General features: G+C 71.5%; 25 protein-coding genes. 19 read left to right on the plus strand and 6 right to left on the minus strand.

The features are described from left to right. Positions 1-5,347: ExeM/NucH family extracellular endonuclease (locus J2X46_RS22490; RefSeq protein ID WP_310254562.1), on the minus strand; the 5,347-nt coding region annotated here is incomplete at its 3' end. 193 nt (positions 5,348-5,540) lie between these two features. On the opposite strand from J2X46_RS22490, the gene J2X46_RS22495 reads away from it, so the two are divergent. Further along, positions 5,541-6,743, plus strand: a complete 1,203-nt coding sequence (locus tag J2X46_RS22495; protein WP_310254563.1) for a peptidase C39 family protein — start codon at positions 5,541-5,543, stop codon at positions 6,741-6,743. A gap of 2 nt (positions 6,744-6,745) precedes the next feature. Here the strand turns inward: J2X46_RS22495 and J2X46_RS22500 are convergent, their stop codons facing one another. Further along, entirely contained in the window at positions 6,746-8,263 is a 1,518-nt protein-coding gene (locus J2X46_RS22500; RefSeq protein ID WP_310254565.1) for a molybdopterin-dependent oxidoreductase, read from the minus strand. 37 nt (positions 8,264-8,300) lie between these two features. Here J2X46_RS22500 and ispF point away from each other — a divergent pair, with 37 nt between their 5' ends. The 13 genes from ispF to J2X46_RS22565 all read left to right on the plus strand — a co-directional run bounded on the left by ispF (position 8,301) and on the right by J2X46_RS22565 (position 18,319). After that, positions 8,301-8,792, plus strand: a complete 492-nt coding sequence (gene ispF, locus J2X46_RS22505) for a 2-C-methyl-D-erythritol 2,4-cyclodiphosphate synthase (protein ID WP_310254567.1) — start codon at positions 8,301-8,303, stop codon at positions 8,790-8,792. 161 nt (positions 8,793-8,953) lie between these two features. Further along, positions 8,954-9,931 (plus strand): thiamine pyrophosphate-dependent dehydrogenase E1 component subunit alpha, encoded by a 978-nt coding sequence (locus tag J2X46_RS22510; RefSeq protein ID WP_310254569.1) that lies wholly within the window; start codon positions 8,954-8,956, stop codon positions 9,929-9,931. Positions 9,932-9,961: 30 nt separating this feature from the next. Beyond that, positions 9,962-10,975, plus strand: a complete 1,014-nt coding sequence (locus J2X46_RS22515) for an alpha-ketoacid dehydrogenase subunit beta (protein ID WP_310254571.1) — start codon at positions 9,962-9,964, stop codon at positions 10,973-10,975. Further along, positions 10,975-12,165 carry a dihydrolipoamide acetyltransferase family protein gene (locus J2X46_RS22520; RefSeq protein WP_310254573.1) on the plus strand — a complete coding sequence of 397 codons (1,191 nt, stop codon included), beginning with the start codon at positions 10,975-10,977 and terminating at the stop codon, positions 12,163-12,165. Before J2X46_RS22515 ends, J2X46_RS22520 begins: the two co-directional genes overlap by 1 nt. A gap of 85 nt (positions 12,166-12,250) precedes the next feature. Beyond that, positions 12,251-13,231 (plus strand): sugar-binding domain-containing protein, encoded by a 981-nt coding sequence (locus J2X46_RS22525; protein WP_310254575.1) that lies wholly within the window; start codon positions 12,251-12,253, stop codon positions 13,229-13,231. Beyond that, positions 13,228-13,626: a transcriptional regulator GutM gene (locus J2X46_RS22530; protein ID WP_310254577.1), complete on the plus strand. Its 399-nt coding sequence runs from the start codon at positions 13,228-13,230 to the stop codon at positions 13,624-13,626. The genes J2X46_RS22525 and J2X46_RS22530 overlap by 4 nt, the downstream gene beginning before the upstream one ends. A 153-nt stretch (positions 13,627-13,779) precedes the next feature. Beyond that, positions 13,780-14,409 (plus strand): PTS glucitol/sorbitol transporter subunit IIC, encoded by a 630-nt coding sequence (locus tag J2X46_RS22535; RefSeq protein WP_310254579.1) that lies wholly within the window; start codon positions 13,780-13,782, stop codon positions 14,407-14,409. Further along, entirely contained in the window at positions 14,406-14,990 is a 585-nt protein-coding gene (locus J2X46_RS22540; RefSeq protein WP_310254581.1) for a protein-N(pi)-phosphohistidine--sugar phosphotransferase, read from the plus strand. Before J2X46_RS22535 ends, J2X46_RS22540 begins: the two co-directional genes overlap by 4 nt. 72 nt (positions 14,991-15,062) lie before the next feature. Next, positions 15,063-15,434 carry a hypothetical protein gene (locus tag J2X46_RS22545; protein ID WP_310254583.1) on the plus strand — a complete coding sequence of 124 codons (372 nt, stop codon included), beginning with the start codon at positions 15,063-15,065 and terminating at the stop codon, positions 15,432-15,434. Continuing rightward, positions 15,431-15,823: a PTS glucitol/sorbitol transporter subunit IIA gene (locus J2X46_RS22550; protein WP_310254584.1), complete on the plus strand. Its 393-nt coding sequence runs from the start codon at positions 15,431-15,433 to the stop codon at positions 15,821-15,823. Before J2X46_RS22545 ends, J2X46_RS22550 begins: the two co-directional genes overlap by 4 nt. Before the next feature lies 1 nt (position 15,824). Beyond that, the gene (locus J2X46_RS22555; protein ID WP_310254586.1) at positions 15,825-17,153 is read left to right on the plus strand and encodes an oxidoreductase; all 1,329 of its coding nucleotides are present in this window, start codon (positions 15,825-15,827) and stop codon (positions 17,151-17,153) included. Positions 17,154-17,213: 60 nt separating this feature from the next. After that, positions 17,214-18,014 carry an IspD/TarI family cytidylyltransferase gene (locus J2X46_RS22560; RefSeq protein ID WP_310254588.1) on the plus strand — a complete coding sequence of 267 codons (801 nt, stop codon included), beginning with the start codon at positions 17,214-17,216 and terminating at the stop codon, positions 18,012-18,014. Next, positions 18,011-18,319: a hypothetical protein gene (locus J2X46_RS22565; RefSeq protein ID WP_310254590.1), complete on the plus strand. Its 309-nt coding sequence runs from the start codon at positions 18,011-18,013 to the stop codon at positions 18,317-18,319. The genes J2X46_RS22560 and J2X46_RS22565 overlap by 4 nt, the downstream gene beginning before the upstream one ends. Here the strand turns inward: J2X46_RS22565 and J2X46_RS22570 are convergent. The 3 genes from J2X46_RS22570 to J2X46_RS22580 form a co-directional block, all read right to left on the minus strand. Next, the gene (locus J2X46_RS22570; protein ID WP_310254592.1) at positions 18,288-18,980 is read right to left on the minus strand and encodes a 2-C-methyl-D-erythritol 4-phosphate cytidylyltransferase; all 693 of its coding nucleotides are present in this window, start codon (positions 18,978-18,980) and stop codon (positions 18,288-18,290) included. The genes J2X46_RS22565 and J2X46_RS22570 overlap by 32 nt on opposite strands. Further along, the gene (locus J2X46_RS22575) at positions 18,977-19,495 is read right to left on the minus strand and encodes a hypothetical protein (protein WP_310254593.1); all 519 of its coding nucleotides are present in this window, start codon (positions 19,493-19,495) and stop codon (positions 18,977-18,979) included. The genes J2X46_RS22570 and J2X46_RS22575 overlap by 4 nt, the downstream gene beginning before the upstream one ends. A gap of 89 nt (positions 19,496-19,584) precedes the next feature. After that, positions 19,585-20,070 carry a CarD family transcriptional regulator gene (locus J2X46_RS22580; protein WP_191194532.1) on the minus strand — a complete coding sequence of 162 codons (486 nt, stop codon included), beginning with the start codon at positions 20,068-20,070 and terminating at the stop codon, positions 19,585-19,587. Between the two features lie 158 nt (positions 20,071-20,228). On the opposite strand from J2X46_RS22580, the gene J2X46_RS22585 reads away from it, so the two are divergent. Genes J2X46_RS22585 through J2X46_RS22595 form a run of 3 tightly spaced genes read left to right on the plus strand, consistent with a single transcriptional unit; the run spans position 20,229 to position 22,162 of the window. Beyond that, on the plus strand, positions 20,229-20,927 hold the full coding sequence (locus J2X46_RS22585) for a UbiA family prenyltransferase (protein WP_310254594.1): 699 nt from the start codon (positions 20,229-20,231) through the stop codon (positions 20,925-20,927). A gap of 21 nt (positions 20,928-20,948) precedes the next feature. Then, entirely contained in the window at positions 20,949-21,422 is a 474-nt protein-coding gene (locus J2X46_RS22590; protein WP_310254596.1) for a hypothetical protein, read from the plus strand. After that, the gene (locus tag J2X46_RS22595; RefSeq protein ID WP_310254598.1) at positions 21,419-22,162 is read left to right on the plus strand and encodes a phosphoglyceromutase; all 744 of its coding nucleotides are present in this window, start codon (positions 21,419-21,421) and stop codon (positions 22,160-22,162) included. The genes J2X46_RS22590 and J2X46_RS22595 overlap by 4 nt, the downstream gene beginning before the upstream one ends. Positions 22,163-22,403: 241 nt before the next feature. Here the strand turns inward: J2X46_RS22595 and phoU are convergent, their stop codons facing one another. Then, complete coding sequence (phoU, locus tag J2X46_RS22600) at positions 22,404-23,054, minus strand: phosphate signaling complex protein PhoU (protein WP_310254600.1); 651 nt, start codon at positions 23,052-23,054, stop codon at positions 22,404-22,406. Between the two features lie 120 nt (positions 23,055-23,174). On the opposite strand from phoU, the gene J2X46_RS22605 reads away from it, so the two are divergent. Then, complete coding sequence (locus J2X46_RS22605) at positions 23,175-24,410, plus strand: ATP-binding protein (RefSeq protein WP_310254603.1); 1,236 nt, start codon at positions 23,175-23,177, stop codon at positions 24,408-24,410. Beyond that, entirely contained in the window at positions 24,407-25,084 is a 678-nt protein-coding gene (locus J2X46_RS22610; protein WP_310254604.1) for a response regulator transcription factor, read from the plus strand. Before J2X46_RS22605 ends, J2X46_RS22610 begins: the two co-directional genes overlap by 4 nt. The last annotated feature ends 35 nt before the right edge of the window (positions 25,085-25,119 follow it).

A 25,119-nucleotide genomic window follows, 5' to 3' on the forward strand; every position in this document is an offset into this window, starting at 1 on the left:
TCACCGACACCGAGCCCGCCTGGCCCCACGTGACGTCGGCCGCCGTGCCCGACACCGTCGAGGACGCCTTGACCACCGTCACGCTGACCGAGCCCTCCGCAGGCTTGGTCGCGACGTCGCCGAGGTACTTCAGCGTCAGCGTGTGGGCGCCGACGGAGAGGGACTCGGCCGGGATCGCGATCGTCGTGGCGTCGCCCGTGAGGGTGCCTTCGCCGATCTTGGTCGTGCCGTCGTAGAGCTCCACCGTGCCGGTGGCCGAACCCGGGGTGACGGTCACGGAGACCGAGCCCGCCTGGCCCCACGTGATGTCGGCAGCCGTCCCCGAGACCGTGGAGTCGGCCCTGTTGTCGACGACCTCGACCGGGATCTTGGCGGTGGTCCCGGTGGCTGCACCGGTGAGGGTGAACCACTTCGTGCCGCCGGTCAGGCCGGAGGGCAGCGGGAAGGTCACGGTCGCCGCACCCGGGATGTCGTACGGCGTCGTGGGGAGCGCCGAGGTGACCGGGAAGGTGCCCAGGTCCTGGGCGCCGAGCGTGACCGCGACGGTGCTGTCGACGGTGTCGGTGATGACGTTGGACGTGCCGCCACCGGTCATCGACAGCGAGTCGACCGGGATGGTGACGGTGTCGCCCGCCGAGAACGGACCGCCCTGGACGCGGGCGCCCACACCGTGCTGCCGGTAGTCGACGGCCAGCGGCGCGTCGCCCTCGGCGGTGTTGGCGAACTCGCCGAGGTACTCCACCGTGGCCTGCAGGTCGGTGAACCCGGTGTCCTGCTTGTTCGTGCCCAGCGTCAGGGCCCGGAAGTTGTCTCCACCCACAGCGAGGAAGCTGTTGGCCGACACCGTGTAGGTGCCCGCCGGGTCGATGGCGACACCGTCGAGCCACATGCCGGTGATCCGGTTGCCCTCGGCCTTGGAGGAGTCCTCGGTCCAGGTGAAGCCCTTCGACGTGCCCAGCCGCAGGAACGGCCGCGACGGGATGTTGCCGTCGGGGTCGCGCTGCCACTGCTGCTCGAGGAGCGTCTTCAGCTGCGCTCCGGTCAGGTCGACCGTGACGAGGGTGTTGGCGAACGGCTGCACGTTGGCGGCCTCGCGGTAGGTGACCGGGCCGGGACCGTCGTCGGTGCCGATCAGGTCGTCGCGGAGACCACCGGGGTTCATCACACCGATGTCGGCGCCGGTCTTCCAGCGCTGGATCTCGGCGACCTGGTTGCCCAGCGTCGACTCACCACCGCGGTTCTCCACGACGCCGGAGGTCGGGTCGACGCGACGGGCCCGCTTGAACGGACCGGCGACCTGCCCGAGGACCTCGGCGCCGCGCTGGTTGGCGACCTGCACCGCAGCGTCGACGACCGTCTTCGTGGCGGGGTCCTCGTCGTAGTCCTTCATCGCCAGGACGTGCTGGCGGATGCCCACCAGGTTGTTGGTGTCCGGGGCGAAGTCGAACTCGAGCTGGTTGAGGTAGGAGCCGTACTGGCCTGCGGAGACCACCGGACGGTCGATCGTCTTGCCCGCCACGGGCACCTTGCAGTTGTACTTGAGGTGGGTGTGGCCGGAGATGATCGCGTCGACCTTGGCGCTGGCGCCGTGGACGATCTTGCCGAAGGGCGAGTCGACGTCGGTCTTGATGGTCGCGCAGCTCGGGCTGGGCGCACCCTCGTGGACCAGCTCGATGACCAGGTCGCAGGGCTCGCCGCCACAACCGCTGGCCTTGAGCTGGTCGGCCGCGGCGTTGACCTCGGCGACGACGCTGGTGATGGCCAGGCCGTCGATGGCGCTCGGCGCGACCAGGGAGTCGAGGTCCTCGGTCACCGCTCCGACGAAGCCGACGCGGATGCCGTCACCGTCGTTGAGGCCGGGGAAGGTCTTCCACCAGGTGGCGCCGTTGGACTTGTCGTAGCCGTGGTCGGTGCGGTCGTTGTCGAGGGCGTAGGCGCCGTTCGCGTCGCCGAGGCGCACGTTGGCCGCGAGGTAGGGCCAGTTGGCGCCGCCCTCGGGGTTCGAGGTGGCGTCGTACTCGGCCATGATGCGACCCATCAGGTCCTCGTAGCCCTGGTCGAACTCGTGGTTGCCGGCCGCGGAGACCTCGAGGCCCGCTTCGTTCATCGCGTCGAGCGTCGGCTTGTCGTTCTGGATGAACGACTCGAACGTCGACGCACCGACGATGTCACCGGCCATCGCGAAGACCGTGTCGGGATTCGCGTCACGCAGGCCGTTGACGGCTCCGGCCATCGCGGCGGCACCGGCCGACGCGCTCGCCGGGTCGTCGAGCAGACGACCGTGGAAGTCGTTCGACGCCAGGACCTGGACGGTGTCCACGTCCTGGGGAGCCGTGCTGGTCGGCGCGTCGATGCCGATGATCTCCGGGTTGTGGTCGGAGGAGCGGAACGGCGTCGTGCCGTCGAACAGGTCGGCGACGTTGTAGTTGTAGCGGGAGTACTCGTAGTAGACCGGCTCGTTGGCGTTGATCGGCCAGATCGTCTGGCCGGTGACCATCTCGAGGGCCGCCTCGTTGGCGAAGACGTGGTCGAGCGAGCCGGCGAGACCGCCGAAGGAGTACGACGCCTGGTTGTTCTCCGGCTCGAGGGCCGTGAAGCCCGCGGCCTCGAGGGTGCGGACCGGGTCCTCGGCGCCGTAGGCGTTGTAGTCACCGGTCATGAAGACGGCGGGGATGCCCTTGTCCTCGGCGACCGAGTGCGCGAACTCGTTGAGCGCGCGCGCCTGGCGGACGCGGTCGCCGTTGTAGAAGCCCGCGCCCTTGCCGGCGTCGGCGTTGTCGGTGCCGGCGACGGTGGAGACGTCGTCGGGCGAGCTCTTGGACTTGAGGTGGTTCACGATGACGATGAAGCCGTCGTCGCGCGTGCCGTCGACGTGGCGGAACGCCTGCGCCAGCGGCTCGCGGGCGTTGCGGAACGACGGGGAGTTCGTCAGGATCTGCGAGCGCCCGACGGGCGAGATCACCCGCGGGTTGAAGATGAAGGCGCTGCGGATGGCGTCCTGCTCGAGGATCGTCGGCTGTGCCTCGGGGCGGGGGCTGGCGACGTAGGCCCACCGCGGGTTGGCGACGGTGTCCTCGCCGGTGCGCGTGGCCCAGTCGGCGTTGAGCGCGGCGACGAGGCGCTTGAGCGCGGCGTCACGGTCGGAGTAGCCCAGCTTGACCGGGTTCTCGACCTCCTCGAGGCTCATCACGTCGGCGGCCATCGTGTTGATGGACGCGACCTCCTTGCCCTCCTGGCGGCTCAGGCTCACGGCCGTGGCGGCACCGCGGGGACCGAGGTCACCGGTGGCCGACGGCGGGTCTGTGCGCGGGTCGCGCCAGCTGCAGGTGTTGGCCGTGAGGGCCACACCGTTGCGGTCCTTGTAGGTCGTGCAGGTGCGGTTGGTGCCGGGCACCGCGTCGCCGCCGTTGGCGACCCACTCGTCCACCGGGTGGACGAAGTAGTTGAGCATGTTGAACGTGGCGATCTTGACGTTGCCACCGACCGGGTCGGGGGTGGCGAACTGGGCGCGGTCCTGCTCGATCGCGACGCGGTCCGCGCCGGTGGTGCCGGGCTGGACACGGGTCTGCGGGTAGAGCTTCCACACGCTGTTGCGGTACTCGAAGATCACCGGCTTCGGGAACGTCACCGCCGCCCCGACGCGGACCGTGTAGTCCTTCTGGAGCCACGGGTAGGCGATGCCGGTGTTGCTGGAGCCGCTGATCGACAGCGTCGCGCCGTCGTCGAGCGAGATGCGCTTGGCGTTGTTGTAGGTGTCGATCGCCGCCCACTTCGCCGGGTCGCTCGTCGGGTTGGCCTTGTCGACCGGGATGTAGAGCGGCTCGTCGTCGTTGGCCGCGAGGCCGATCTCGCCGAAGTTGGACGACGAGGAGCTCGCGACGAACGGCGGGCCCCACGGGCTGCCGTCGTAGCCGTCGGTCACCGTGTAGTCGGCGGTCGGCAGGAAGAGCTCGGACTCGTGCTGCTCGCGGACGTCGGCCAGCGCCGCGCCGGTGAGGCAGTCGGTGGAGTCCTCGGACAGGGTGCAGTCGGTGCCGGGCACGACCGTGCCGGGGGTGACGGCCTCCTCGGCGGTGGCGGCACGGGTGTCGATGAGGTCACCGCTCGTGACCGTGAGCTCGGTCAGGCCGGAGAACTCGGTGACGCGACCGTTGTAGATGGTGACGTGGTCGCCGATGGCCGGCGGCGCGTAGGTCGGGGTGGCGCCCTGGTAGACGAAGAGGCCGTCAGACGCGTCGGGCGTGGTGTCGGTGGCCGGGTCGTAGCCCGGCGTCTGGATGACGAAGCCGTTGAGGCCGCCGTCGGGGAACCGTGCGGTCACGACTCCCTTCACCTGGACGTCCTGGTTGACCAGCGGCGAGGCGTCACCGGTGCCCTGGATCTCCGGGATGGTCTTGAGCTCCTTCACCGGGAACTCGGCCACGGTGATGGTGAACTGGGTCGACGCCGTGCCCGGGGTGGGCGAGCTCGAGTCGGTGACCGTGGCGGTCACGGTCGACGAGCCGACGGTGGTCGGAGTGCCGGACACGACACCAGCCGAGCTGACGTTGACGCCGTCAGGCAGGCCGGTCGCCGACCAAGAGTACGGCGTGGTGCCGTCGGTGGCAGCGAGCGTGAACGGCGTCATCGCGCGACCCTGGTAGGCAGTCTTGTTGCCCGGGTTGGTGGCCGCGACGGGCAGCACCTCGGGGTAGCGGTTCGTTGTGTTCTTGGGAGTGGGAGCGCCGATGACGAAGTCGGCCCCGTTGTTGTCCGACTCAGTGCCGGGGGTCGGCGTGCGCGAGGCCGACGTCGCGTTGGCCGTACCGCTCGCGGTGGCGGTCTCGTAGCTGCCCGCCGCGACACCCAGGAAGTCGACGATCGCCGCGTTGGGCGTCGCGAGCACGTTGCCAGCAGGCGGGTTCTGGGCGGTCGTGGTGTTGGCCAGCCACACCTGGAAAGCGGTGCCCGACATCGCGATCGTGCCGGTCACGTCGGCCGTCGGCAGGTCCGGCAGCGTCGTGCCGGCGCCGGTCGCCTCGCGGACGAGGAAGTACCCCTTGGCCGGGACGGTTCCGTTCAGCGTGGTGATGCCGCTCGCCGCGGGCGCGGAGGTGCTTCCCGAGGACCGGTACTGGATCGACCAGTTGGTCATGGTGATCGGGTTGTCCGTCGGGTTGAAGATCTCCACGAAGTCTGCGCGGTAGGGCGCGCCGCCGTTGCCACCCCCTCCGTAGGCCTCGGAGATCACCAGGTGATTCGCCTCGGCGGCAGATGCCGGCGCGGTGAAGCCCACCGCCAGCGGGGCGGCCACGAGGGCCATCAATGTCGTCAGGTTGAGCGCTGTGCGGAGCGTGCGTGAAGACAAGTCGATAGCCCTTTTGTCAGGGGCCGCGTGGGGGGACGAGCGGCGGCCGCTGCCGAAGACTAAGGGGCCCGACCGACAATCGGTGACGAAGGTGCCCACAGTCTCCGGGGACATTTTCGTGAACATTGGCCGTAGTCGCCCGGGGTCTCGTGACTCCTGTGACGGGTGTGATCTGGCGGGTTATCGTCGTCCGGTGCTCCGACGCCCCGCCGCCGTTCTCGCCCTCTGCCTCGTGGGCCTCCTGCTCCCGCAGACTCCCACCGCGACCGCCGCGACCGAGGCCCGGCAGCGCGCGACCCCGCAGGTGCAGGTGACCTCCTGGAGCTCGTACGCCGACTTCAAGGCCGGCACCCGCCGCGGCCTCAAGCTGGGCCGCGGGAGCGTCTCGCTGCTCAAGCCCAAGCGCCGCACGATCGCCGGTCGGTCGTACGACGCCGGCACCTGGACCTCACCGTGGGCCACCCCCGGCTTCGGCGCGACCGCCCTGATCCCCACCTGGGAGGCCACCACCCCGGGCAAGAGCCTGGTGCGCGTCGAGGTCCGCGGCCGCGCGGCGGACGGCACCACTGGCAGCTGGGACACGGTCGCCGACTGGTCGCGGCTCAACAAGCGCCTCCCGCGCACGACGCACTCCGGGCAGGCCGACGACCTCGGCCGGGTCAGCGTCGACACCTGGTACGCCACCTCGTCCGTCGCGTCGTGGCAGGTCCGCGTGACCCTCCTCCGCCCGGCGGGCACCACCCAGCCGGTCAGCCTCGAGCGCGTGGGCGCCGTGGCCAGCGTCGACGCAGCCGCCGCGCGGCCCACGTCGCAGCCCGGCCCCGGCGTGGGCACGGTCCTGCCCGTGCCGACGTACTCCCAGATGGTGCACTCCGGCCACTACCCGCAGTGGGGCGGTGGCGGCGAGGCGTGGTGCTCGGCCACCTCGACCGCGATGGTGCTCGCCTACTACGGCATCGCGCCGGCGCCGGCGGGCATCGCGCCCGGCCACGTGGACGCCGCGGTCGACTACACCGCGAAGATGGTCTACGACCACGGCTACGACGGCACCGGCAACTGGGCCTTCAACACCGCCTACGCCGCGACCCTCGTCGCGGGCGACTCCTACGTCACCCGGATGCGCGACCTGCGCGAGGCCGAGGACTACATCGTCGCCGGAGTGCCGCTCGTCGTGTCGATCGCCTTCGGCCGCAACCAGCTCACCGGCGCGCCGATCTCGATGAGCAACGGCCACCTGCTGGTCATCGTCGGCTTCGAGCCCGACGGCGACGTCGTCGTCAACGACCCCGCGGGCGCGACCAACGCCGCCGTGCGCCGCGTCTACGACCGCGCGCAGTTCGAGCGGATCTGGATCGCGGCCTCCGGCGGGACGGCGTACGTCATCCGCAACAGCTAGCGCTAGCTCGCACTGATCTCGATCGTGTGCAGCCCGGTCGCGCCGTCCGGGTCCGGAGCGCGTACGACGCTGGTCTGGACGTCGCCGTCCTTGCCGGTCGCCCGCACCCGGAGCTCGTGGTCGCCCTCGGGCACGTCGACCGTCACGGCCCACTGCACCCACGTGTCGACCGACGGGACCTTGCCGAGCTCGGCCTTCTGCCACGGCCCGCCGTCGACCTGCACCTCGACCGCCGCGATGCCGGTGTGCTGGTGCCAGGCGACGCCGCCGACGGAGACCTGGCCGGCCTCGACGTCGTCGCCCGAGCGGGGCACGTCGATGCGCGAGGCGATCTTGACCGGCCCCTCGGCCGACCAGCCCTTCGTGGTCCAGTAGCCCACCGCCTTGTCGAAGGTGGTGACCTCGAGGTCGACGACCCACTTCGTGGCCGAGACGTAGCCGTAGAGCCCGGGCACCACCGTGCGCACCGGGAAGCCGTGCTCGATCGGCAGCGGCCGGCCGTTCATCGCCACCGCCAGCATCGCGTCGCGCTCGTCGGTCAGCACCTCGAGCGGCGTCGCGCAGAACCAGCCGTCGTGCGAGGTCTGCAGCACGCAGTCGGCCTCGTCGCTGATGCCGAGGCCGGACAGCAGCGTCGCCAGCCGTACGCCGCTCCAGCGGGCGTTGCCCACCAGTCCCCCGCCGACCTCGTTGCTGACGCAGTTGAGGGTGATCCACGACTCCGTCATCGGCCGCGCGACGAGCTCCGAGTAGGTCAGGTTCAGCTCGCGCTCGACCAGGCCGTGGATGCGCAGCGACCACTCCTCCGGCTCGATGGTCGGCTTCGCGATGGTGGTGTCGATCAGGTAGAAGTCCTCGTTCGGCGTCTGCCACGGTGCGATCCCGGCCAGCCCGAGCGAGGTGTCCGCCGGCGCCTGGCGTCGCGTCACGCCCGGGATCCGCAGCAGCCGTCGGCTGGTCTCCACGTGGCGGCGCCCGGCGCCGACCAGCCGTCCGGTGACGGCGATGCCCAGGGAGGCCACCGAGACGACGCCGGCGACCATCAGGAACACGCGGCGCTCGCGCGACCCGAGCTCGGGCCGCCGCTGCTCGCGGCGCAGCGCGTCGGTGAGTGCGGAGTGGACGGTGATCCAGGTCAGGAGCCCGACGACCACGGGCAGGGAGTCGACGGGGCCGGCGCCCCGCTGGGAGACCACGGCCACCAGGCCGATGCCTGCCAGCACGGTCCACACCACGACCGGCAGCCACCACGTCCGGCGGGCGAGCACGCCCGCGAAGGCGAAGCAGGCCAGCAGGAGGACCACGATGCCGGCGACCAGCGCCGGCTTGTCGAGGTGCCCCAGCACCGAGATCGCCCGCTCGGCCACCGCGCCGGGGGTGAGCCGGATGACCAGCTCCGCGACCGCGACGACCGGCGACTCACGGATGGTGAGCACCATCGCCGTGGCATAGCTGGTGGCGAGCCCGGCGAGACCGGCGAGGATGCCGGCCAGTGCCCAGGGTGGGCGGCGAGTGGTCACCGGTCCATTGTGTCGCGCCCTCGGGCATGATGCCGACGTGACGTCCTTACAGTCCGCGAACAGCATCCGCATCGGCATCGGCACCGACGTCCACCGGCTCGTGCCGGGCGTCCCGATGCACCTCGCGGGACTGGCATGGCCGGACGAGCCGGCCGGTCTCGACGGCCACTCCGACGCCGACGTCGCCGCCCACGCCGCCTGCGACGCGCTCTTCTCCGCCGCCGGCATCGGTGACCTGGGCACCAACTTCGGCACCTCCGAGCCCGAGTGGGCCGGGGCCTCAGGGGCGACGCTGCTCGCCGAGGCCGCGCGTCGCGTCCGCGCCGCCGGCTGGGAGATCGGCAACGTCGCCGTGCAGGTGATCGGCAACGTGCCGCGCCTCGGGTCGCGCCGCGACGAGGCGGCCGCCGCGCTCTCCGCCGCAGTCGGCGCCCCCGTCAGCGTGTCCGCGACCACCACCGACGGGCTCGGCCTCACCGGCCGCGGCGAGGGCGTGGCCGCCATCGCCACCGCGCTCCTGACGAGCTGACGCCCCCGGCCCGAGCGGCCGCCCCGGGGCCTGCCCGACCCTCCTCCAGCCACGCCCAGTGGTCTGGAGTTCTCGTGCTGCCCCTTGTGCGCCGTGACATCGGTCACCTACAGTCTGGTCAAACGTGACGACCATACGCACATATGTGCATAGGAGACTCGATGACCACCACCCCCGGGGCCGACCACGAGACCGCGAGCCACGCGCTGCTGACCATGTGGACCATCCGTCGCTTCGAGGAGGCCGTCGACGACCTGTTCGCGCGCGGCCTGATGCACGGCACGATGCACCTCTCGATCGGCCAGGAGGCCTCGGCCACCGGCGCGTGCCTGGCGCTGCGCACCGACGACGCGATCACCTCCACCCACCGCGGCCACGGCCACTGCATCGCCAAGGGCGCCGACCTGACGCGGATGATGGCCGAGCTGCTGGCGAAGGAGACCGGCTACTGCCGCGGTCGCGGCGGCTCGATGCACATCGCCGACACCGCGACGGGCAACCTGGGCGCCAACGGCATCGTCGCCGGTGGCATCCCGATCGCGGCGGGTGCCGCCCTCGCCTTCCAGCTGCGCGGCGAGGACCGCGTCGTCGCGTGCTTCTTCGGCGACGGCGCCGCCAACGAGGGCGCCTTCCACGAGGCCGTCAACCTCGCCGCGATCTGGAAGCTCCCGGTCGTGTTCATCTGCGAGAACAACAAGTACGGCATGTCCTTCTCCACCGAGAAGTCCTTCGCGATCGAGCACATCTCCGAGCGCGGGGCCGCGTACGGCATCCCCGGCGTGACCGTCGACGGCAACGACCTCGACGCGGTCTTCGACGCCGTGAGCACCGCGGTCGCCCGGGCCCGCGCCGGCGAGGGACCGACCCTCGTGGAGAACGTGACCTACCGCTGGAAGGGCCACAGCAAGTCCGACAAGAACCTCTACCGCACGAAGGAGGAGATCGCGGAGTGGCGTGCCCAGGACCCGATCCTCCGCTTCGAGGCGCAGGTCAAGGAGTCCGGCCTGCTGACCGACGAGGAGGTGCAGGCGATCCGCACCCGCGCGATGGAGGACATGCGCGAAGCCGTGCGCCAGGCCAACGCCGCCCCCGATGCCGATCCGTCCGACCTCCTCGACGCGGTCTTCGCGCGAGCCTGACCGCGACCCCCTGAAAGCAGGAGCACCCCCGTGACCAGCACCCAGACCGAGACCGGCACCGACCGCGTCATCACCTACTCCGAGGCCGTCCGCGAGGCGATCGCCCAGTCCATGGAGGCCGACGACCGGGTCTTCATGCTCGGCGAGGACATCGGCGTGTACGGCGGCGCGTTCGGCGTCAGCGGCGACCTCTACCACCGCTTCGGCGCCGACCGGATCCGGGACACCCCCATCTCCGAGCTCGGCATCGTGGGCGCCGCCGTCGGTGCCGCCCTGGCGGGCATGCGCCCGATCGTGGAGATCCAGTTCTCCGACTTCACCAACCAGGCGATGGACCAGATCGTCAACCAGGCCGCCAAGATCCACTACATGCTCGGTGGCGCCATGTCGGTGCCGATGGTGCTGCGCGCGCCGCTCGGCTCCGGCACGGGCGCGGCAGCCCAGCACTCCCAGAGCCTGGAGGCATGGTTCGCCCACGTGCCCGGCCTCAAGGTGGTCATGCCGGCCACCGCGGCCGACGCCAAGGGCCTGCTGCTCGCCGCCATCGACGACCCCAACCCGGTCATCGTGCTGGAGCACAAGCTGCTCTACCGCACGTCCGGCCCCGTGCCGGAGGAGGCCGTGCGCGTCCCCCTCGGCCAGTCCGCCGTACGACGCCGGGGCGAGCACCTCACGATCGTCGCCACCGGCGTGATGGTCTCCCGCTCACTCGAGGCCGCCGAGCTCCTCGCCCAGGACGGCATCGACGTCTCGGTCATCGACCCGCGGACGCTGACCCCGCTCGACGACGCCCCGATCCACGAGGACGTCTCGCGCACCGGTCGCGCCCTCCTCGTGCAGGAGGCACCCGGACACGTCGGCTTCACCGCCGAGCTGTCCGCCCGCATCGCCGAGTCCCCCACGATCTACCGCCTGCTGGCTCCGGTCCGCCGCCTCAGCGGGCTCGACGCGCCGATCCCCTACGCACCGCAGCTGGAGCGCGCGTCTGTCCCGCAGGTGGAGGACATCGTCGAGGCCGCCACGACCCTCATGAAGGAGTCCTGATGGCGCGGCTCGCGATCCGGATGCCCAAGATGTCGATGACGATGACCGAGGGCGAGGTCAACGAGTGGATGGTGCGCGTCGGAGACGAGGTCTCCGAGGGCGACGTCGTCTGCGAGGTGATGACCGACAAGGTCGACATGGAGGTCGAGAGCACCGTCTCCGGCACCCTCGTCGAGATCGTGGTCGAGTCCGGCACGGTCGCCGTCGGCGAGCCCATCGGCTGGGTCGAGGGCGAGGACACCGGCGGTGGCTTCGGCGACCTGCTGGCCGAGTCCGCACCCGAGCCGGCTGCCGCCGAGGCCGAGCCCGTACCCGCGGCCCCCGAGCCGGTCGCCGAGGCCCCGGCCCCCACCTCGACCGGCCCTGTGGCAGCCGTTCCCCGGGCGCGTGCCCTGGCCCGCGAGCACGGCGTCGACCTGGCGACCGTCACCGGCACCGGCCCCGACGGGCTGGTTCGCGTGCCCGACGTCGAGCAGCTGACCCGGCCCGCGCCGGCGGCTCCCCCGCCGCCCACCCCGGCGGCGGCGCCGGCCGCGCCGGCCGCACCCGCTGCGTCGCTCGACCGCACCGCGAAGATCCGGGCCGCGGTCGCCCGCAAGATGACCGAGAGCGCGGCCGTGCCCCAGTTCACGGTCTGGCGCGACGTCCTTCTCGACACCGCGAACGCCCGGCGCGACGGCATCTCCTGGACCACGGTCCTCCTGCAGGCGTACGCCGCCGCCCTCCGCGAGGTGCCCGAGCTGCTCTCCCGCTGGGACGTCGCGACGTCCACCGCGGCCCCGAGCGGACCTCCCGCCATCGCCCTCGCCGTGGCGACGCCGGGCGGTCTCATGGTCCCGGTGTTCACCGAGCCCGACGCCCGCGACCCCCGCGAGCTCGACGCCGAGGTCAAGGCCGTGGTGGCTGCGGTGCACGCGGGCCGGCTCGACCCGTCGTACCTCGGGCTCGCCAACGGCGCGCTGTCCAACCTCGGCGGCCTCGGCGTGGACCGGTTCCAGGCGCTCGTGACGCCGCCGCAGGCGAGCGTGCTGGCGCTGGGGTCCATCGCCCAGCGGCCCGTCGCGGTGCCCGGAGGCGTCGGGCTGGCCCTGTCGGTCACGGCCGGACTCACGGTCGACCACCGGGTCGGCGACGGCGCCCACGCGGCCCAGCTGCTCCAGGCGTTCGTCAGCCGTCTGGACCACGCCTGACACGCGGACGCTGACCCTTGACGTGACCCACATCACATGCTCTGATATGCGCACAAATGTGATCCAACTCCGCACAGAGGTGACAATGCCGAACCCCCGTGATCCGTCGATGCTGCTGGCAGCCGCCCGGCTGTACTACCAGCACGGCCGGTCGCAGGCGGAGGTCGCCGAGGCGCTGGGCACCAGCCGGAGCAACGTCTCGCGGATGCTGAGCGAGGCGCTGCGCCAGTCGATCGTCGAGATCCGCATCAACGACCCGGAGGGCCGGGTCACCGAGCTCGAGGACGAGCTGCGCTCGCGGTTCGGGCTCAGCGAGGTGCGGGTGGCCCACACCCGCAACGTGCCCGGCCTGCGCGTGGAGGACGCGGTCGGCTCCCAGGCCGCCCGCCTGCTGCTCGACGAGCTCAAGGACTCGATGACCGTGGCGCTGTCGTGGGGCCACGCCCTCCAGGCGATGGTCTACGCGACGACGGCCGACCAGGAGCACCACCGGCTCACGCTCGTCCAGCTGGTCGGCGGTCTGTCCTCGATCAGCAACGAGATCAGCGGCCAGGAGCTGGTGCGCGAGCTCGCGGTGCGCCTCGGCGCGGAGTACCGCTTCCTCCACGCGCCGGCGACGCTGGAGAGCGTCACCTCGCGCGACGCGCTGCTCGCCGAGCCGTCGATCGGCGCGGCCCTCGACGACGCCAACCGCGCCGACATCGCCTTCATCGGGATCGGCACCCCGACCCACGGCTCGTCGTCGGCGATCCTGGAGTCGCTCAACCTGACCCAGGCCGAGCGCGACGAGTTCTGGGCGCACGAGCCGGCCGGCGACGTCGCGGCCCGCTACTACAACGCGCAGGGCGCCCCGATCCGCGGCGTCGTGGACGACCGCGTCCTCGGCATCAGCCTCGAGGGCCTGCTCGAGATCCCCAACGTCGTCGGCGTCGCCTCGGGACGTGCCAAGACGCCGGGCGTCCTCGGCGCCCTGCGCGGACGCATCATCGACTCCCTCGTCTGCGACGAGGCACTCGCCCGGAGCGTGCTCAGCGCCGCGGGCTCCCCCACCGGAGGCACGCAATGAACCCTGGATTCATCATCATCGGCGCCCTCGTGGCCGGGTGGCTGGTGCAGATCTACTTCACCTACCGCCAGTCCATGGCCTTCAACGACGACGTACGCCGCCTGCGCGGGTCCGGGACGGTCAGCGTCGGCGTCGGCGGCAACCGCTACAAGGGCCGTCGTGCGTTCGTCGCCATCGCGGTCGACGACGCCGGCGTGGTCCGCGACGCGATCACCCTGGGCGGCCTCACCACCTTCGCCCGGGCGAAGTCGCTCCCCGGCCTCCTCGGCGTCAAGGTCTCTGTCCTGCGCGGCGACCGCGCGCTCCCCCACGTCTCGCCGTCGCAGCGCCTGGCAGCACGCCAGGCCGCTGAGCTGTACGGCGCAGCACGCACGACGGTCCGGGCCACCGTGTAACAGCAACACCCCAGCAACACCACAGACCGGCTCCGGGGTGGAGCCCGGACCGGCCTGTGGGTCAGACATCGAGCGGACGCGTCCGCCGGTGAAACAGATGCCGGGCAAGCATCACGACCAGGTTCAACAAGAGCCGACTCGACAGGAGCAATCATGCCATTCACCCCCATGGCGCTGGCGGGCCTCCCGCTGGCCGCCGACACCCCGACGGTCGACCCGCCGACCGGTGTCTTCGGCGCCCTCGCCGACGCCGCCAGCTGGTTCATCGGCCTCTTCCAAGCCGGTGGCGAGACCTTCATGGGCCTCGTGACCGGCATCATCCCGACGCTGATCGTGCTGCTGACCTTCGTCAACGCGCTGATCCGGATGATCGGTCCCGAGCGGATCGACAAGCTCGGCGAGGTCGCGGCCCGCCCGGGGCTGCAGTACTACCCGGTCCGCTACCTGCTGCTGCCGGTGCTGTCGGTGTTCTTCCTGACCAACCCGATGGCGTACACGATGGGCCGTTTCCTCCCGGAGAAGTACAAGCCCGCCTTCTACGACTCGGCCGTGAGCTTCGTGCACCCGATCACCGGCATCTTCCCGCACGCCAACGCCGGTGAGCTGTTCGTCTACCTCGGCATCGCGGCCGGCATCACCACGCTCGGCCTCAACACCAGCGACCTCGCCGTGCGCTACCTCATCGTCGGCCTCGTGGTGATCTTCATCCGCGGCGTGCTGACCGAGATCATCACCACGCGCATGCTGGCGCGTCGCACCACGAACGAGGAGGTCGCGGCATGAGCACCACCACCGAGACGAAGTCCGGCGGCGGCATGGACGGCCTCAACAAGGTCCTCGTCAAGATCGGCACGACCGTCGGCGGCGTCGTCGGCACGCTCTACCAGGCCGGCCGCGACACCATCGACACCGTCATCCGCAACATCCTGCCGTTCATGGCCTTCATCGCGGTCCTGATCGGCATCATCACCAAGACGGGCCTGGGCGACTGGCTCGCCCACGTCATCGAGCCGCTCGCCGGCAGCCTCGTCGGCCTGCTCGCGATCAGCATCTTCTGCGCACTGCCGGTGCTCTCGCCGGTGCTCGGCCCCGGTGCCGTCATCGCGCAGGTCGTCGGCGTGCTGCTCGGCACCCGGATCGGCGAGGGCGACATCGCCCCGCAGTACGCCCTCCCGGCCCTGTTCGCGATCGACCCGCAGGTCGGCTGCGACTTCATCCCCGTCGGCCTCGCCCTCGGCGAGGCCGAGCCGGAGACCGTCGAGGTCGGCGTGCCTGCCGTCCTGATCTCCCGGCTCATCACGGGACCGCTGTCGGTCGTCATCGCGTACTTCGCGAGCTTCGGCCTCTACAGCAGCAGCAACTGAGGCTCCCGGTCCGGTCGGCGTCCACGCCGGCCGGACCGGGTCACCACCCGATCACCGACCACAGGAGAACCCATGAGCGAGTACAAGTCCGTCACCGTCAGCAAGGGCCGCGGCGGCTGGGGCGGTCCGCTGACCATCCTGCCCACCGACGAGCGCCCCCTGGTCGCCTCGATCACCGGCGGTGGCATCCACCCCGTCGCCCAGCGCATCGCCGACCTCACCGGCGGCGAGGCCTTCGACGGCTTCAAGTCCTCGGCCCCCTTCGACAAGATCGCGGTCGCCGTCATCGACTGCGGCGGCACCGCCCGCGTGGGCGTCTACCCCATGAAGAAGGTGCTCACCGTCGACGTGCACGCCACCAGCCCTGCCGGCCCGCTGGCGCAGTTCATCACCGAGGAGCTCTTCGTCTCCGGCGTGAAGCCCGAGGACGTGCAGGAGGCGTGAGCACCAGCACCACCGTCTACGACACCACGGTGACCGCCGTGGGCGAGCAGGTCCCCGCCTTCCTCGAGCACGGCATCCTCATCTTCTTCAGCGACCAGGCGCCCGCCGAGCTGCACGACATCTCGGTCCTCCACCACGTCACCGTCGACGACGACGGCCCCCGGCCCGGCGACCTCGTCCACCTCGGCGAGGAGATCCTCGAGGTGCTCGCGGTCGGCGACGTCGTACGCGACAACCTGCTCAACCTCGGCCACATGGACATCAAGGCCGACGGCCTCACCGAGGCCAAGCTCCCCGGCGACGTGTGCGTCCGCAAGGGCCCCCTCCCCCTCCTGGCGTCGGGCGACGCCTTCCGCATCACCCGCCCCACCACCCCCGAACAGGATTGACATGAGCTATCGAGACAGGCTCCAGCACCGGCTGGACGAGACGGGCCGCCCCCTGCGGGTCGGCCTCGTGGGCGCGGGGCAGATGGGCCGCGGCTTCGCAGCGCAGCTGCTCCGGATGCCCGGCATCACGCTGTCCGCCGTGCTGGACGTCCAGCATGACCGCGCCGTCGAGGCGCTGACCCAGGCGGGCATCACCCCGACGGACGCCCCCGACGCGGAGTCGGCCGTGGCCGCCATCGAGGGCGGCGGCAGCATCGCCCTCACCAGCGTCGACCGGCTGGCGGGGCTCCCCCTCGACGTCGTCGTCGAGGCCACCGGCGTGCCCGAGGTCGCGGTGTCCGTCGCCGTCCAGGCCCTGGCCGCCGGGATCAGCGTCGCCACCTTGACGGTGGAGGCCGACGTCACCGTCGGTCGCTACCTCGCGCAGCTCGCCGACGAGTCGGACGCCGTCTACTCGGTCTGCCGCGGCGACGAGCCCGTCGAGACCAAGATCCTCGTGGACTACGCGCGCGACCTGAACTTCGAGGTCATCTGCGCCGGCAAGGGCAAGAACAACCCACTCGACCCCTACGCGACCCCCGAGTCGCTGACCGAGCGCGCCGCCCAGAAGCAGATGAACCCGAAGATGCTCACCAGCTTCGTCGACGGCTCGAAGGCCATGATCGAGATGGCGTCGCTGGCCAACACGACCGGGCTCGGCGTCAGCAAGCGTGGCATGCACGGCCCGCCGTCGTCGGTCGCGACGCTCCACGAGACATTTGCCCTGACGAAGGACGGCGGGATCATCGAGCAGGCCGGCGTCGTCGACTACTGCACCGGCGACGTGGCCCCCGGCGTCTTCGTCATCATCCGCACCGACGACCCCTACGTGCACCACGAGATGACGTACCTCCAGATGGGCGACGGGCCGTACTTCGCCCTCTACCGCCCCTACCACCTGGCCAGCATCGAGGCGCCGCTCACGGTCTACGAGATCGTGCTCGACAAGCGCCCCAGCCTGACCTCCGAGCACTGGACCGCCGAGGTGGGCGCCCAGTCCAAGCGGGCGCTCAAGGCCGGCGAGCGGATCGACGGCATCGGCGGGATGATGGTCCGCGGCCTGATCGACGCGGCCGACGACTTCGCCCGCGACGGGCTGGTGCCGCTGGGCGTGCTCGCCGGTGCCACGCTCAAGCGCGACGTCCCGGTCGACCACACGCTGACCTACGACGACGTGGAGCTCGACGAGTCCGCGCTCATCGTGCGGATGCGCCGCATCCAGGAGGCGATGGGCAAGGACGGCAGCAGCGCGCCGACGCTCGCCGACCTGGTCGCCCAGATCGCCGGGTGAGCCTCGTCGGCACGGGACTCGACGCGAAGGGAGGGGTACGCCGGGCGCTAGGCTCGCGCGGTGCCCCTCCCCCCGCCGATCCGTGCCGCGGTCGTGATGCTCGCGGCCGGCGAGGGCCGACGCAGCGGGCACCACACCAACAAGGTGCTGCTGCCCCTGGCAGGTCGGGGCGTGTTCACCTGGTCCATCCACTCAGCGCGCAGGCTCGCGTCGGTGACCCACAGCGTGCTGGTGATCCGCGAGGACGACCGGGAGGCCGTGATGGCGACCCTCGACCGTGAGGTCGGCCCGCCCGACGTCACCGTCGTCGTCGGGGGCGACAGCCGGCACAGCTCGGAGTGGCAGGCGCTCCAGGCGCTCGCCCCCGCCATCGAGGCCGGCGAGATCGACGTCGTGGTCATCCACGACGCGGCACGACCCCTGGCGGTGACCACGCTGTTCTCCTCGGTGATCGACGCGGCGGTCGAGCACGGCGGCGCCATCCCGGTGCGCGACCAGGGCCACCTCACCGCCCTCGACCACGGTGAGCAGCCACCCGACCGCGTCGTGGCCGTGCAGACGCCCCAGGCCTTCCGCGCCGGTCCGCTGCTCGAGGCCTACCGCCTCGCCGACGCCGACGGCTTCGTCGGCACCGACACGGCCAGCTGCATGGAGCGCTACACCGACGTCCCGGTGTTGTGCGTGCCGGGCGACGCGGGCAACATCAAGATCACGTTCCCCGAGGACCTCTTCCTCGCCGAGCGGCTGCTCGCCAAGGCCGACTACGACCTCTCCGGCCGGCAGCGCCACCACCGACGGGAGTCCGCGATGTCCCACCTGCGCGACCTCCTGCCCCACGGCGCCCACGCGGACCCGACATGAGCACCAACGAGGCCGAGCTGCACTGCGAGGTCTGCAACCAGCTCACCGACCACGAGCTCCACTACACCGGCCGGCTGCTCGACTCCGTGCGTTGCACGCAGTGCGGCACCCACGTCGAGCTGTCCTCGCGCGCGCTGATCCCGGCGTACGCCCTGGACCTCGAGCAGCGCGTGCTCAGCAAGCCGCGGCGGATGCTGCGGCGCGTCGCGCGCGACCCCGTCGGCTACCTGCGGCAGCTGCCCCGCGCGGTGCTGCGGCAGCCGCGGAAGTTCCTCAGCGAGTTCCGGGGCCTGCTGCGTCGCTGACCGGCTCGCGGCGCGTCCGCCGGGCGAGCTCGTCGACGCACTCGAGCAGGTTGACCGACGACGCGTCGTCGACGCGCCGGGCCAGTGAGGGCGCCCGGACGAGCTCGACCCGGCCGCGGTCGCGGAGCCAGCCGGCGAGCCGCGCGAAGTCGTCGACCGGCGGCCGCTCGTCGGCGGCCACGGCTGCGGCGAGCACGTCGGGGGCGATCACAGCGGGCGAGACCAGCGCCGCCAGGCCCTCACGGTCGATCGTGCCCTGGATGCGCGAGTCCACGACGGTCTTCACGGTGTCGGTCACGGGCCGGTAGGCCAGCACGGACGCGTCGGGGCGGTCAGCACCGGTGCGCACGCTGCGCAGGAAGTCGGCGGACGCGAGCGGGCAGAGCGCGTCGTGGACCAGCAGGCCGGCGGAGGTGTCGCGGGCCTGCAGGTCGTCCCACCACCCCGATCCGGCGCGGACCTCGGCGTCGAGGCCCGCGTGCCGCACCTCGCGCACCACGCGGTCGAGGTCGGCCACGTCGACGGCGACCACCAGCTCCGCCGCGCCGGAGGCGGCGAGCGAGCGGAGGGCGTGGAGGTAGAGCGGGGCCTTGTGCAGCGAGGCGAAGGGCAGCCCGTCGCGACCGGCCATCGCCAGCACACCGGGCATGGCGGCGCTCATGCGGTCTCGTCGGACGCAGGCGTCGTACGAGCCTCGAGCGCGGCGACGTCGTCGGCCGAGGCGACCCGGGCAGCGGAGGCGGGCGCGACGACGCGCTCGACGGTGAAGCTGTCGGCCAGCCGGGCCAAGAGCGCCTCGAAGTCGGCGGACGGCAGCTCGTCGAGCCCGGCGACGACCGACGCCGGCAGGACGACGGGCGAGAGCACGGCGCCGTCGTCGGCGACGCCCACGACGACGTGGCCCGAGGTGACCGCTCGCTCGACGCAGTCGGCGATGAAGGCGGCGGGGGTCATCGGGCACAGGGAGTCGTGCACGACGAACGGCTCGCCGCTGTCGACGAGGCCCGCCCACTGGGTGCCGAGGTCCACGGCGGTGACGCGCGCGTCGCCGAGCGCCCAGGCCGCGCACGCGACCAGGGACTCCCCGTGGATGAGGAGGTACGGCAGCGAGCCGCGCGCCTCGTCCACGACCGTGCCCAGGGAGGGGGTCGGCTCGTCGGTGTCGTCGGTGCTCATGGCGGGGTCACGCTATCGGGCGGCGGCGTGAGACGACTCGACCCCCGGCACGGGACGTGCGCCGGGGGTCGAGTCGGTGGTGCGGTGGATCAGGAGGCGAGGACCTCGTCGAGCATGGCCTCGGCCTTGTCCTCGTTGGTCTTCTCCGCCAGGGCCAGCTCGGAGACGAGGATCTGGCGCGCCTTGGCCAGCATCCGCTTCTCGCCCGCCGACAGGCCCCGGTCACGCTCGCGGCGCCAGAGGTCGCGGACGACCTCGGAGACCTTCATGACGTCGCCGGAGTGCAGCTTCTCCAGGTTGGCCTTGTAGCGGCGCGACCAGTTGGTGGGCTCCTCGACGTGGGCGGCCCGCAGCACGTCGAAGACGCGGTCCAGGCCCTCCTTGTCGACGACGTCACGGACGCCGACGAGGTCGAGGTTGCAGGCCGGCACGCGAACGACCAGGTCCTGCTGGGCGACGATCCGGAGGACGAGGTACTCGCGGTCCTCTCCCTTGATCGTCCGCGTCTCGATCTCCTCGATGACTGCGGCCCCGTGATTGGGATAGACGACCGTTTCGCCAACGGTGAAAGTCATATGTTCAGTTCCCCTTCCTAGGTGTCCATTCTAACACGGGTTCGAATGGGCACCCGACGCGTTTCCGCAGGTCAGAGGCCACATGCGGGCTTGACAGATGGCATGTTCCTGTGGTGCGACCCACGTCACGACCCACCCCTTGGGACATACTTCGGCCCATGCCGACGCCCCCTGCGCTGCTCCTCCTCCGTGCCGCGCACCCCCGCCAGGCCCTGGCCACCGCGACGGCCCTGGCGACGGCGGCGGCCGTGGCCGGACGCCCCCTGCGCGAGGTCGCGTTGGTCGCCGCCACTGTGCTCGTGGGGCAGTCGGTGCTGGGTTGGGCCGACGACCTGGCCGACCGCCGGAGCGACCGGCGGCACCGCCCCGACAAGCCGCTGGCCGACGACCGGCTCGACCCGGGGACGGTCTGGTTCGCGCTCAGCTGCGCGGTCCTGCTCGTCGTACCCCTCGCGATCGCCAACGGCCGCAGCGCCGGGCTGGCGTACCTCTCGCTCCTGGTCGTCTCCGCGGCCGGCGACTGGCTGCTGCACGCGCGGCCGGTGTCGTTACTGCCGTGGATGGTGAGCTTCTCGTTCTACCCGGCCTTCCTCGCCTACGGCGGCTGGGACGGGGTCGGTACGACGACGCCGCCCACGCCGGCGATGGTCGGCCTGGCTGCCCTGCTCGGCCTGGGCGTGCACCTGCTCGTCGCGCTGCCCGGGCTGGTGCACGACCACGAGGCCGGCGAGCGTTCGCTCCCGCTGGTGCTCGCGCTGCGCATCGGCACCCCCCGGCTGCTGGTCGCGGCGGGGGTGTTCACGGCCCTCGTCGTGGTCGCGATCCTGATCACAGGGCGGAGCGTCGGGCTGACCTGAGCCGACGCTAGGCTGTGGGCCATGCAGCTTCGACCTCTCGCGACCGCCGCGGCGGTTCTCGCGCTCGCCGTGCCGCTGACCTCGTGCGGCTTCGACTACGCGACCGAACGTGACTACACCCCCGCCGGCGGTGCCAACAACCGCTCGGGCGACGTCGACATCCTCTCCGCCGTGGTCGTCTCCGCGGCCGAGGGCTCCGGCACGTTCGTGGCCTCGCTGTCCAACAACGAGGTCGACGCCGAGCAGAGCTTCACCGGCGTCTCGGGCGACGAGGGCGCGGACGTCACGGCCGCCGACTTCGACCCGATCCCGATCGCGCCGGGCGGGCTGGTCAACCTGGCCGACCCGGCCGCCGACATCGTGCTCACCGGCGACTTCGCCGCGGGTGACTTCCTGCCGCTGGCGGTCGACTTCGGCAACGGCGAGCGGGTCCTGATCGAGGTCCCCGTCGTCGCCGACGACTTCGGCTACTGGGAAGGCATGGACGCGTCATGAGCTACACGCTGGTCCTGCTCCGCCACGGCGAGAGCGAGTGGAACGCCAAGAACCTGTTCACCGGCTGGGTCGACGTCGCGCTCACGGAGAAGGGTGAGGGCGAGGCCGTCCGCGGCGGCCAGCTGATCCGCGAGTCGGGCGTGCTGCCCGACGTCGTGCACACCTCCCTGCAGCGCCGCGCCATCAACACCGCGGCCCTCGCCCTCGACGCCGCCGACCGCCACTGGATCCCGGTGAAGCGGTCCTGGCGCCTCAACGAGCGCCACTACGGCGCCCTCCAGGGCAAGGACAAGAAGCAGACGCTCGAGGAGTACGGCGAGGAGCAGTTCATGCTCTGGCGCCGCTCCTTCGACACCCCGCCGCCACCTCTGGACGACTCCGACGAGTACTCCCAGTCCGGCGACCCGCGCTACGCCGACCTCGGCGACGAGCTGCCGCGCACCGAGTGCCTCAAGGACGTCATCGCGCGCTTCCTGCCCTACTGGGAGGCCGAGATCGTGCCCGACCTCCAGGCCGGCAAGACCGTGCTGGTGGCCGCCCACGGCAACAGCCTGCGGGCCCTGGTCAAGCACCTCGACGGCATCTCCGACGAGGACATCGCGGCCCTCAACATCCCCACCGGCATGCCGCTGGTCTACCGCCTCGACGAGTCGTTGAAGCCGACCGTCGCCGGCGGCGAGTACCTCGACCCCGAGGCCGCCGCCGAGGCCGCGGCCGCCGTGGCCAACCAGGGTCGCTGACGAATCCACGAGCGGTGGTCCACCCACATTCCTGACCACGGAAGTGTGGCTTGGCCACCGCCGCTTCGCGCGCCGTCGTACGACACGCGCCGGAGCGGTGGTCCACCCACATTCCTGACCACTGAAGTGTGGCTGGGCCACCGCCGCCTCGCGCGCCGTCGTACGACACGCGCCGGAGCGGTGGGCGAGCAGGACGCAGGCGCGGTGCAACGCCCCTCGCGCACGGCCCAGCGGGTGGAGGTCAGTCCTTGCCGGGCATGTCGCCCGTGACCACGAACACGACCCGGTTGGCGACCGAGACCGAGTGGTCGGCGATGCGCTCGTAGTAGCGACCGAGGAGCGCGATGTCGACCGCGGCCTCGACGCCGTGCTGCCAGTCGGCGGAGAGCAGCTCGGTGAAGCTGCGGCGGCGGAGCTGGTCCATCACCTCGTCGTCGCGGCCGAGCTCGATGGCGGCCTCGACGTCGCGGTCGATGATGATGCCGCGCACCCGGCGCACCATGTCCTCGGCCGTCTCGGCCATCCGCTCCATGGTCGGGCGCAGCTCGTCGGGCACGGCGATGGCCGGCACCCGGAGCCGGGCGATCTTGGCGACGTGGACGGACAGGTCGCCCATCCGCTCGAGCTCGCTCACCATCCGCAGCGCCGAGACGACGACCCGCAGGTCGCCGGCCACGGGCTGCTGGAGCGACAGGAGCTGGAAGGCCGTGTCGTCGACGCGCTCGCGGGCGGCGTCGATCGCCTTGTCGTTGCTGATCACCTGGTCGGCGGTGTGCACGTCGCCGGTCATCAGTGCCTTGGTGGCCTCGCGAACGGCGACCTCGACCTGTCCGCAGATCTCGGAGAGGTCGGCGAAGATGCCGTCGAGCTGGTCATGGAAAGCCTCACGCATGCGGGCACTGTAGGCACCGGAAGCGAACAGTTGTGCGTGAGCGATGAACGGCGCGTGAACACTCGGCGCCGGGCGTCCATCAGGGCTGGTCACGCATGCGGGTTGCGTACGATGGTGAGCGTGGATCCGACGATGCAGGCCGGGTTGGCCGCGATCATCGGGGCCATCGTGGCCGGTGGTGCAGTGCTCGCGTGGCACATCAGCGACCGCCAGCGCCACACCATGCCGGCGGTCGAGGAGCCGGTCGTGCAGGCCGGCGTGGCCGCGGTCCTGAGCATCCTGCGCTCGAGCGCGGTCGTCGTCGACGAGTCCGACCACGTCCTCAAGGCCTCCGCGCCGGCGTACGCCTTCGGGCTGGTGCGCGGCAACACCCTGGTCGTCCCCGAGCTGTTGGACACCATCGCCCAGGTCCGGCGCGACGGCCAGATCCGCGAGAGCGAGCTCGAGCTGCCCGCGGCTGACGGCGGCACGGCGCGCACGCTGACCGCCCGCGTCGCGCCGCTCGGCTCCCGTCTGGTGCTGGCCCTGGTCGAGGACCGGACGCGTGAGCGACGGGTCGAGGCCGTGCGGCGCGACTTCGTGGCCAACGTCAGCCACGAGCTCAAGACCCCGGTCGGTGCGATCCGGCTGCTCGCCGAGGCCGTCACCGACGCGTCCGACGACCCCGAGGCCGTCCAGCGCTTCGCCACCCGGATGCTCACCGAGAGCGACCGGCTCTCGCGGCTCGTGCAGCAGATCATCGAGCTGTCCCGCCTCCAGGGCAACGACCCGCTCGAGACCCCGGTGATGGTCGACCTCGACGCCGCAGTCACCACGGCTGTCGACACCAGCGCGATGGAGGCGGCCGCGAAGGAGATCTCGGTGGAGTCGCGCGGCGAGCACGGACTCGAGGTCTTCGGGTCGCAGGAGCAGATCGGCGCCGCGATCAGCAACCTGGTCGCCAACGCGGTCGCCTACTCCAACCAGGGCTCGCGCGTCGTGGTGACCACCCGCTCCGAGGGCGAGCAGGTGCAGATCTCGGTCGTCGACCAGGGCATCGGCATCCCGGCCGAGGACATCGACCGGATCTTCGAGCGCTTCTACCGCGTCGACCCCGCCCGCCACCGCTCCACCGGCGGCACCGGCCTGGGCCTCGCCATCGTCAAGCACGTCGCCGCCACCCACGGCGGCGACATCTCGGTGTGGTCGGTGCAGGGCCAGGGCTCGACCTTCACCCTGACACTCCCCCGCAACTCCCAGCCCGGCACCGGCCCCGGACGGACCACCACGCCTGTGGAGGTCGTCGTACCCCCGAAGCCGCAGGCGACCACCCCTGACCCCACACCCCGCAGAGAACAGCAGGAGACCAGCAGATGACCCGCGTACTCGTCGTCGAGGACGAAGAGAGCTACAGCGACGCACTCGCCTACATGCTCCGCAAGGAGGGCTACGAGGTGGCGATCGCGGCCGACGGCAACACCGCCCTCACCGAGTTCGACCGCTTCGGTCCCGACATCGTGCTCCTCGACCTGATGCTGCCCGGCGTCCCCGGCACCGAGGTGTGCCGCCAGATCCGGCAGTCCTCGTCGACGCCCGTGATCATGGTCAGCGCCAAGGACGACGAGGTCGACAAGGTGGTCGGCCTCGAGCTCGGCGCCGACGACTACGTCACCAAGCCCTATTCCCCGCGCGAGCTGGTCGCCCGGATCCGCGCTGTCCTGCGCCGCGGTACCGAGCCCGACCTGATGCCCGACACCCTCGAGGCCGGGCCGGTGCGGATGGACGTCGAGCGCCACGTCGTGACCGTCGACGGCTCCGAGCAGCGCCTGCCGCTCAAGGAGTTCGAGCTCCTGGAGATGTTCCTGCGCAACCCGGGTCGCGTGCTCACCCGCGGCCAGCTGATCGACCGCGTCTGGGGCTCCGACTACGTCGGCGACACCAAGACCCTCGACGTCCACGTGAAGCGCCTGCGCGCCAAGCTCGAGCCCGACCCGAGCGAGCCGAAGTACCTCGTCACCGTGCGCGGGCTGGGTTACAAGCTGGACCTCTGAAGCTGCCTGCTCGCCCGACTGCGAGGCGTGCCCTG

It is taken from the genome of Nocardioides sp. BE266 (assembly GCF_031457855.1).
Classification (GTDB): Bacteria; Actinomycetota; Actinomycetes; order Propionibacteriales; family Nocardioidaceae; genus Nocardioides.

What these genes read in the sequence shown, in the direction of transcription:
- J2X46_RS22510 (WP_310254569.1), top strand. Translation starts at nt 8,954, where the DNA reads ATGACCACCACCCCCGGGGCCGACCACGAGACCGCGAGCCACGCGCTG.
- J2X46_RS22525 (WP_310254575.1), top strand. Translation starts at nt 12,251, where the DNA reads ATGCCGAACCCCCGTGATCCGTCGATGCTGCTGGCAGCCGCCCGGCTG.
- J2X46_RS22545 (WP_310254583.1), top strand. Translation starts at nt 15,063, where the DNA reads ATGAGCGAGTACAAGTCCGTCACCGTCAGCAAGGGCCGCGGCGGCTGG.
- J2X46_RS22575 (WP_310254593.1), bottom strand. Translation starts at nt 19,495, where the DNA reads ATGAGCACCGACGACACCGACGAGCCGACCCCCTCCCTGGGCACGGTC.
- J2X46_RS22570 (WP_310254592.1), bottom strand. Translation starts at nt 18,980, where the DNA reads ATGAGCGCCGCCATGCCCGGTGTGCTGGCGATGGCCGGTCGCGACGGG.
- J2X46_RS22595 (WP_310254598.1), top strand. Translation starts at nt 21,419, where the DNA reads ATGAGCTACACGCTGGTCCTGCTCCGCCACGGCGAGAGCGAGTGGAAC.
- J2X46_RS22590 (WP_310254596.1), top strand. Translation starts at nt 20,949, where the DNA reads ATGCAGCTTCGACCTCTCGCGACCGCCGCGGCGGTTCTCGCGCTCGCC.
- J2X46_RS22535 (WP_310254579.1), top strand. Translation starts at nt 13,780, where the DNA reads ATGCCATTCACCCCCATGGCGCTGGCGGGCCTCCCGCTGGCCGCCGAC.
- J2X46_RS22580 (WP_191194532.1), bottom strand. Translation starts at nt 20,070, where the DNA reads ATGACTTTCACCGTTGGCGAAACGGTCGTCTATCCCAATCACGGGGCC.
- J2X46_RS22520 (WP_310254573.1), top strand. Translation starts at nt 10,975, where the DNA reads ATGGCGCGGCTCGCGATCCGGATGCCCAAGATGTCGATGACGATGACC.
- phoU (WP_310254600.1), bottom strand. Translation starts at nt 23,054, where the DNA reads ATGCGTGAGGCTTTCCATGACCAGCTCGACGGCATCTTCGCCGACCTC.
- J2X46_RS22565 (WP_310254590.1), top strand. Translation starts at nt 18,011, where the DNA reads ATGAGCACCAACGAGGCCGAGCTGCACTGCGAGGTCTGCAACCAGCTC.
- J2X46_RS22540 (WP_310254581.1), top strand. Translation starts at nt 14,406, where the DNA reads ATGAGCACCACCACCGAGACGAAGTCCGGCGGCGGCATGGACGGCCTC.
- J2X46_RS22555 (WP_310254586.1), top strand. Translation starts at nt 15,825, where the DNA reads ATGAGCTATCGAGACAGGCTCCAGCACCGGCTGGACGAGACGGGCCGC.
- J2X46_RS22530 (WP_310254577.1), top strand. Translation starts at nt 13,228, where the DNA reads ATGAACCCTGGATTCATCATCATCGGCGCCCTCGTGGCCGGGTGGCTG.
- J2X46_RS22610 (WP_310254604.1), top strand. Translation starts at nt 24,407, where the DNA reads ATGACCCGCGTACTCGTCGTCGAGGACGAAGAGAGCTACAGCGACGCA.
- J2X46_RS22585 (WP_310254594.1), top strand. Translation starts at nt 20,229, where the DNA reads ATGCCGACGCCCCCTGCGCTGCTCCTCCTCCGTGCCGCGCACCCCCGC.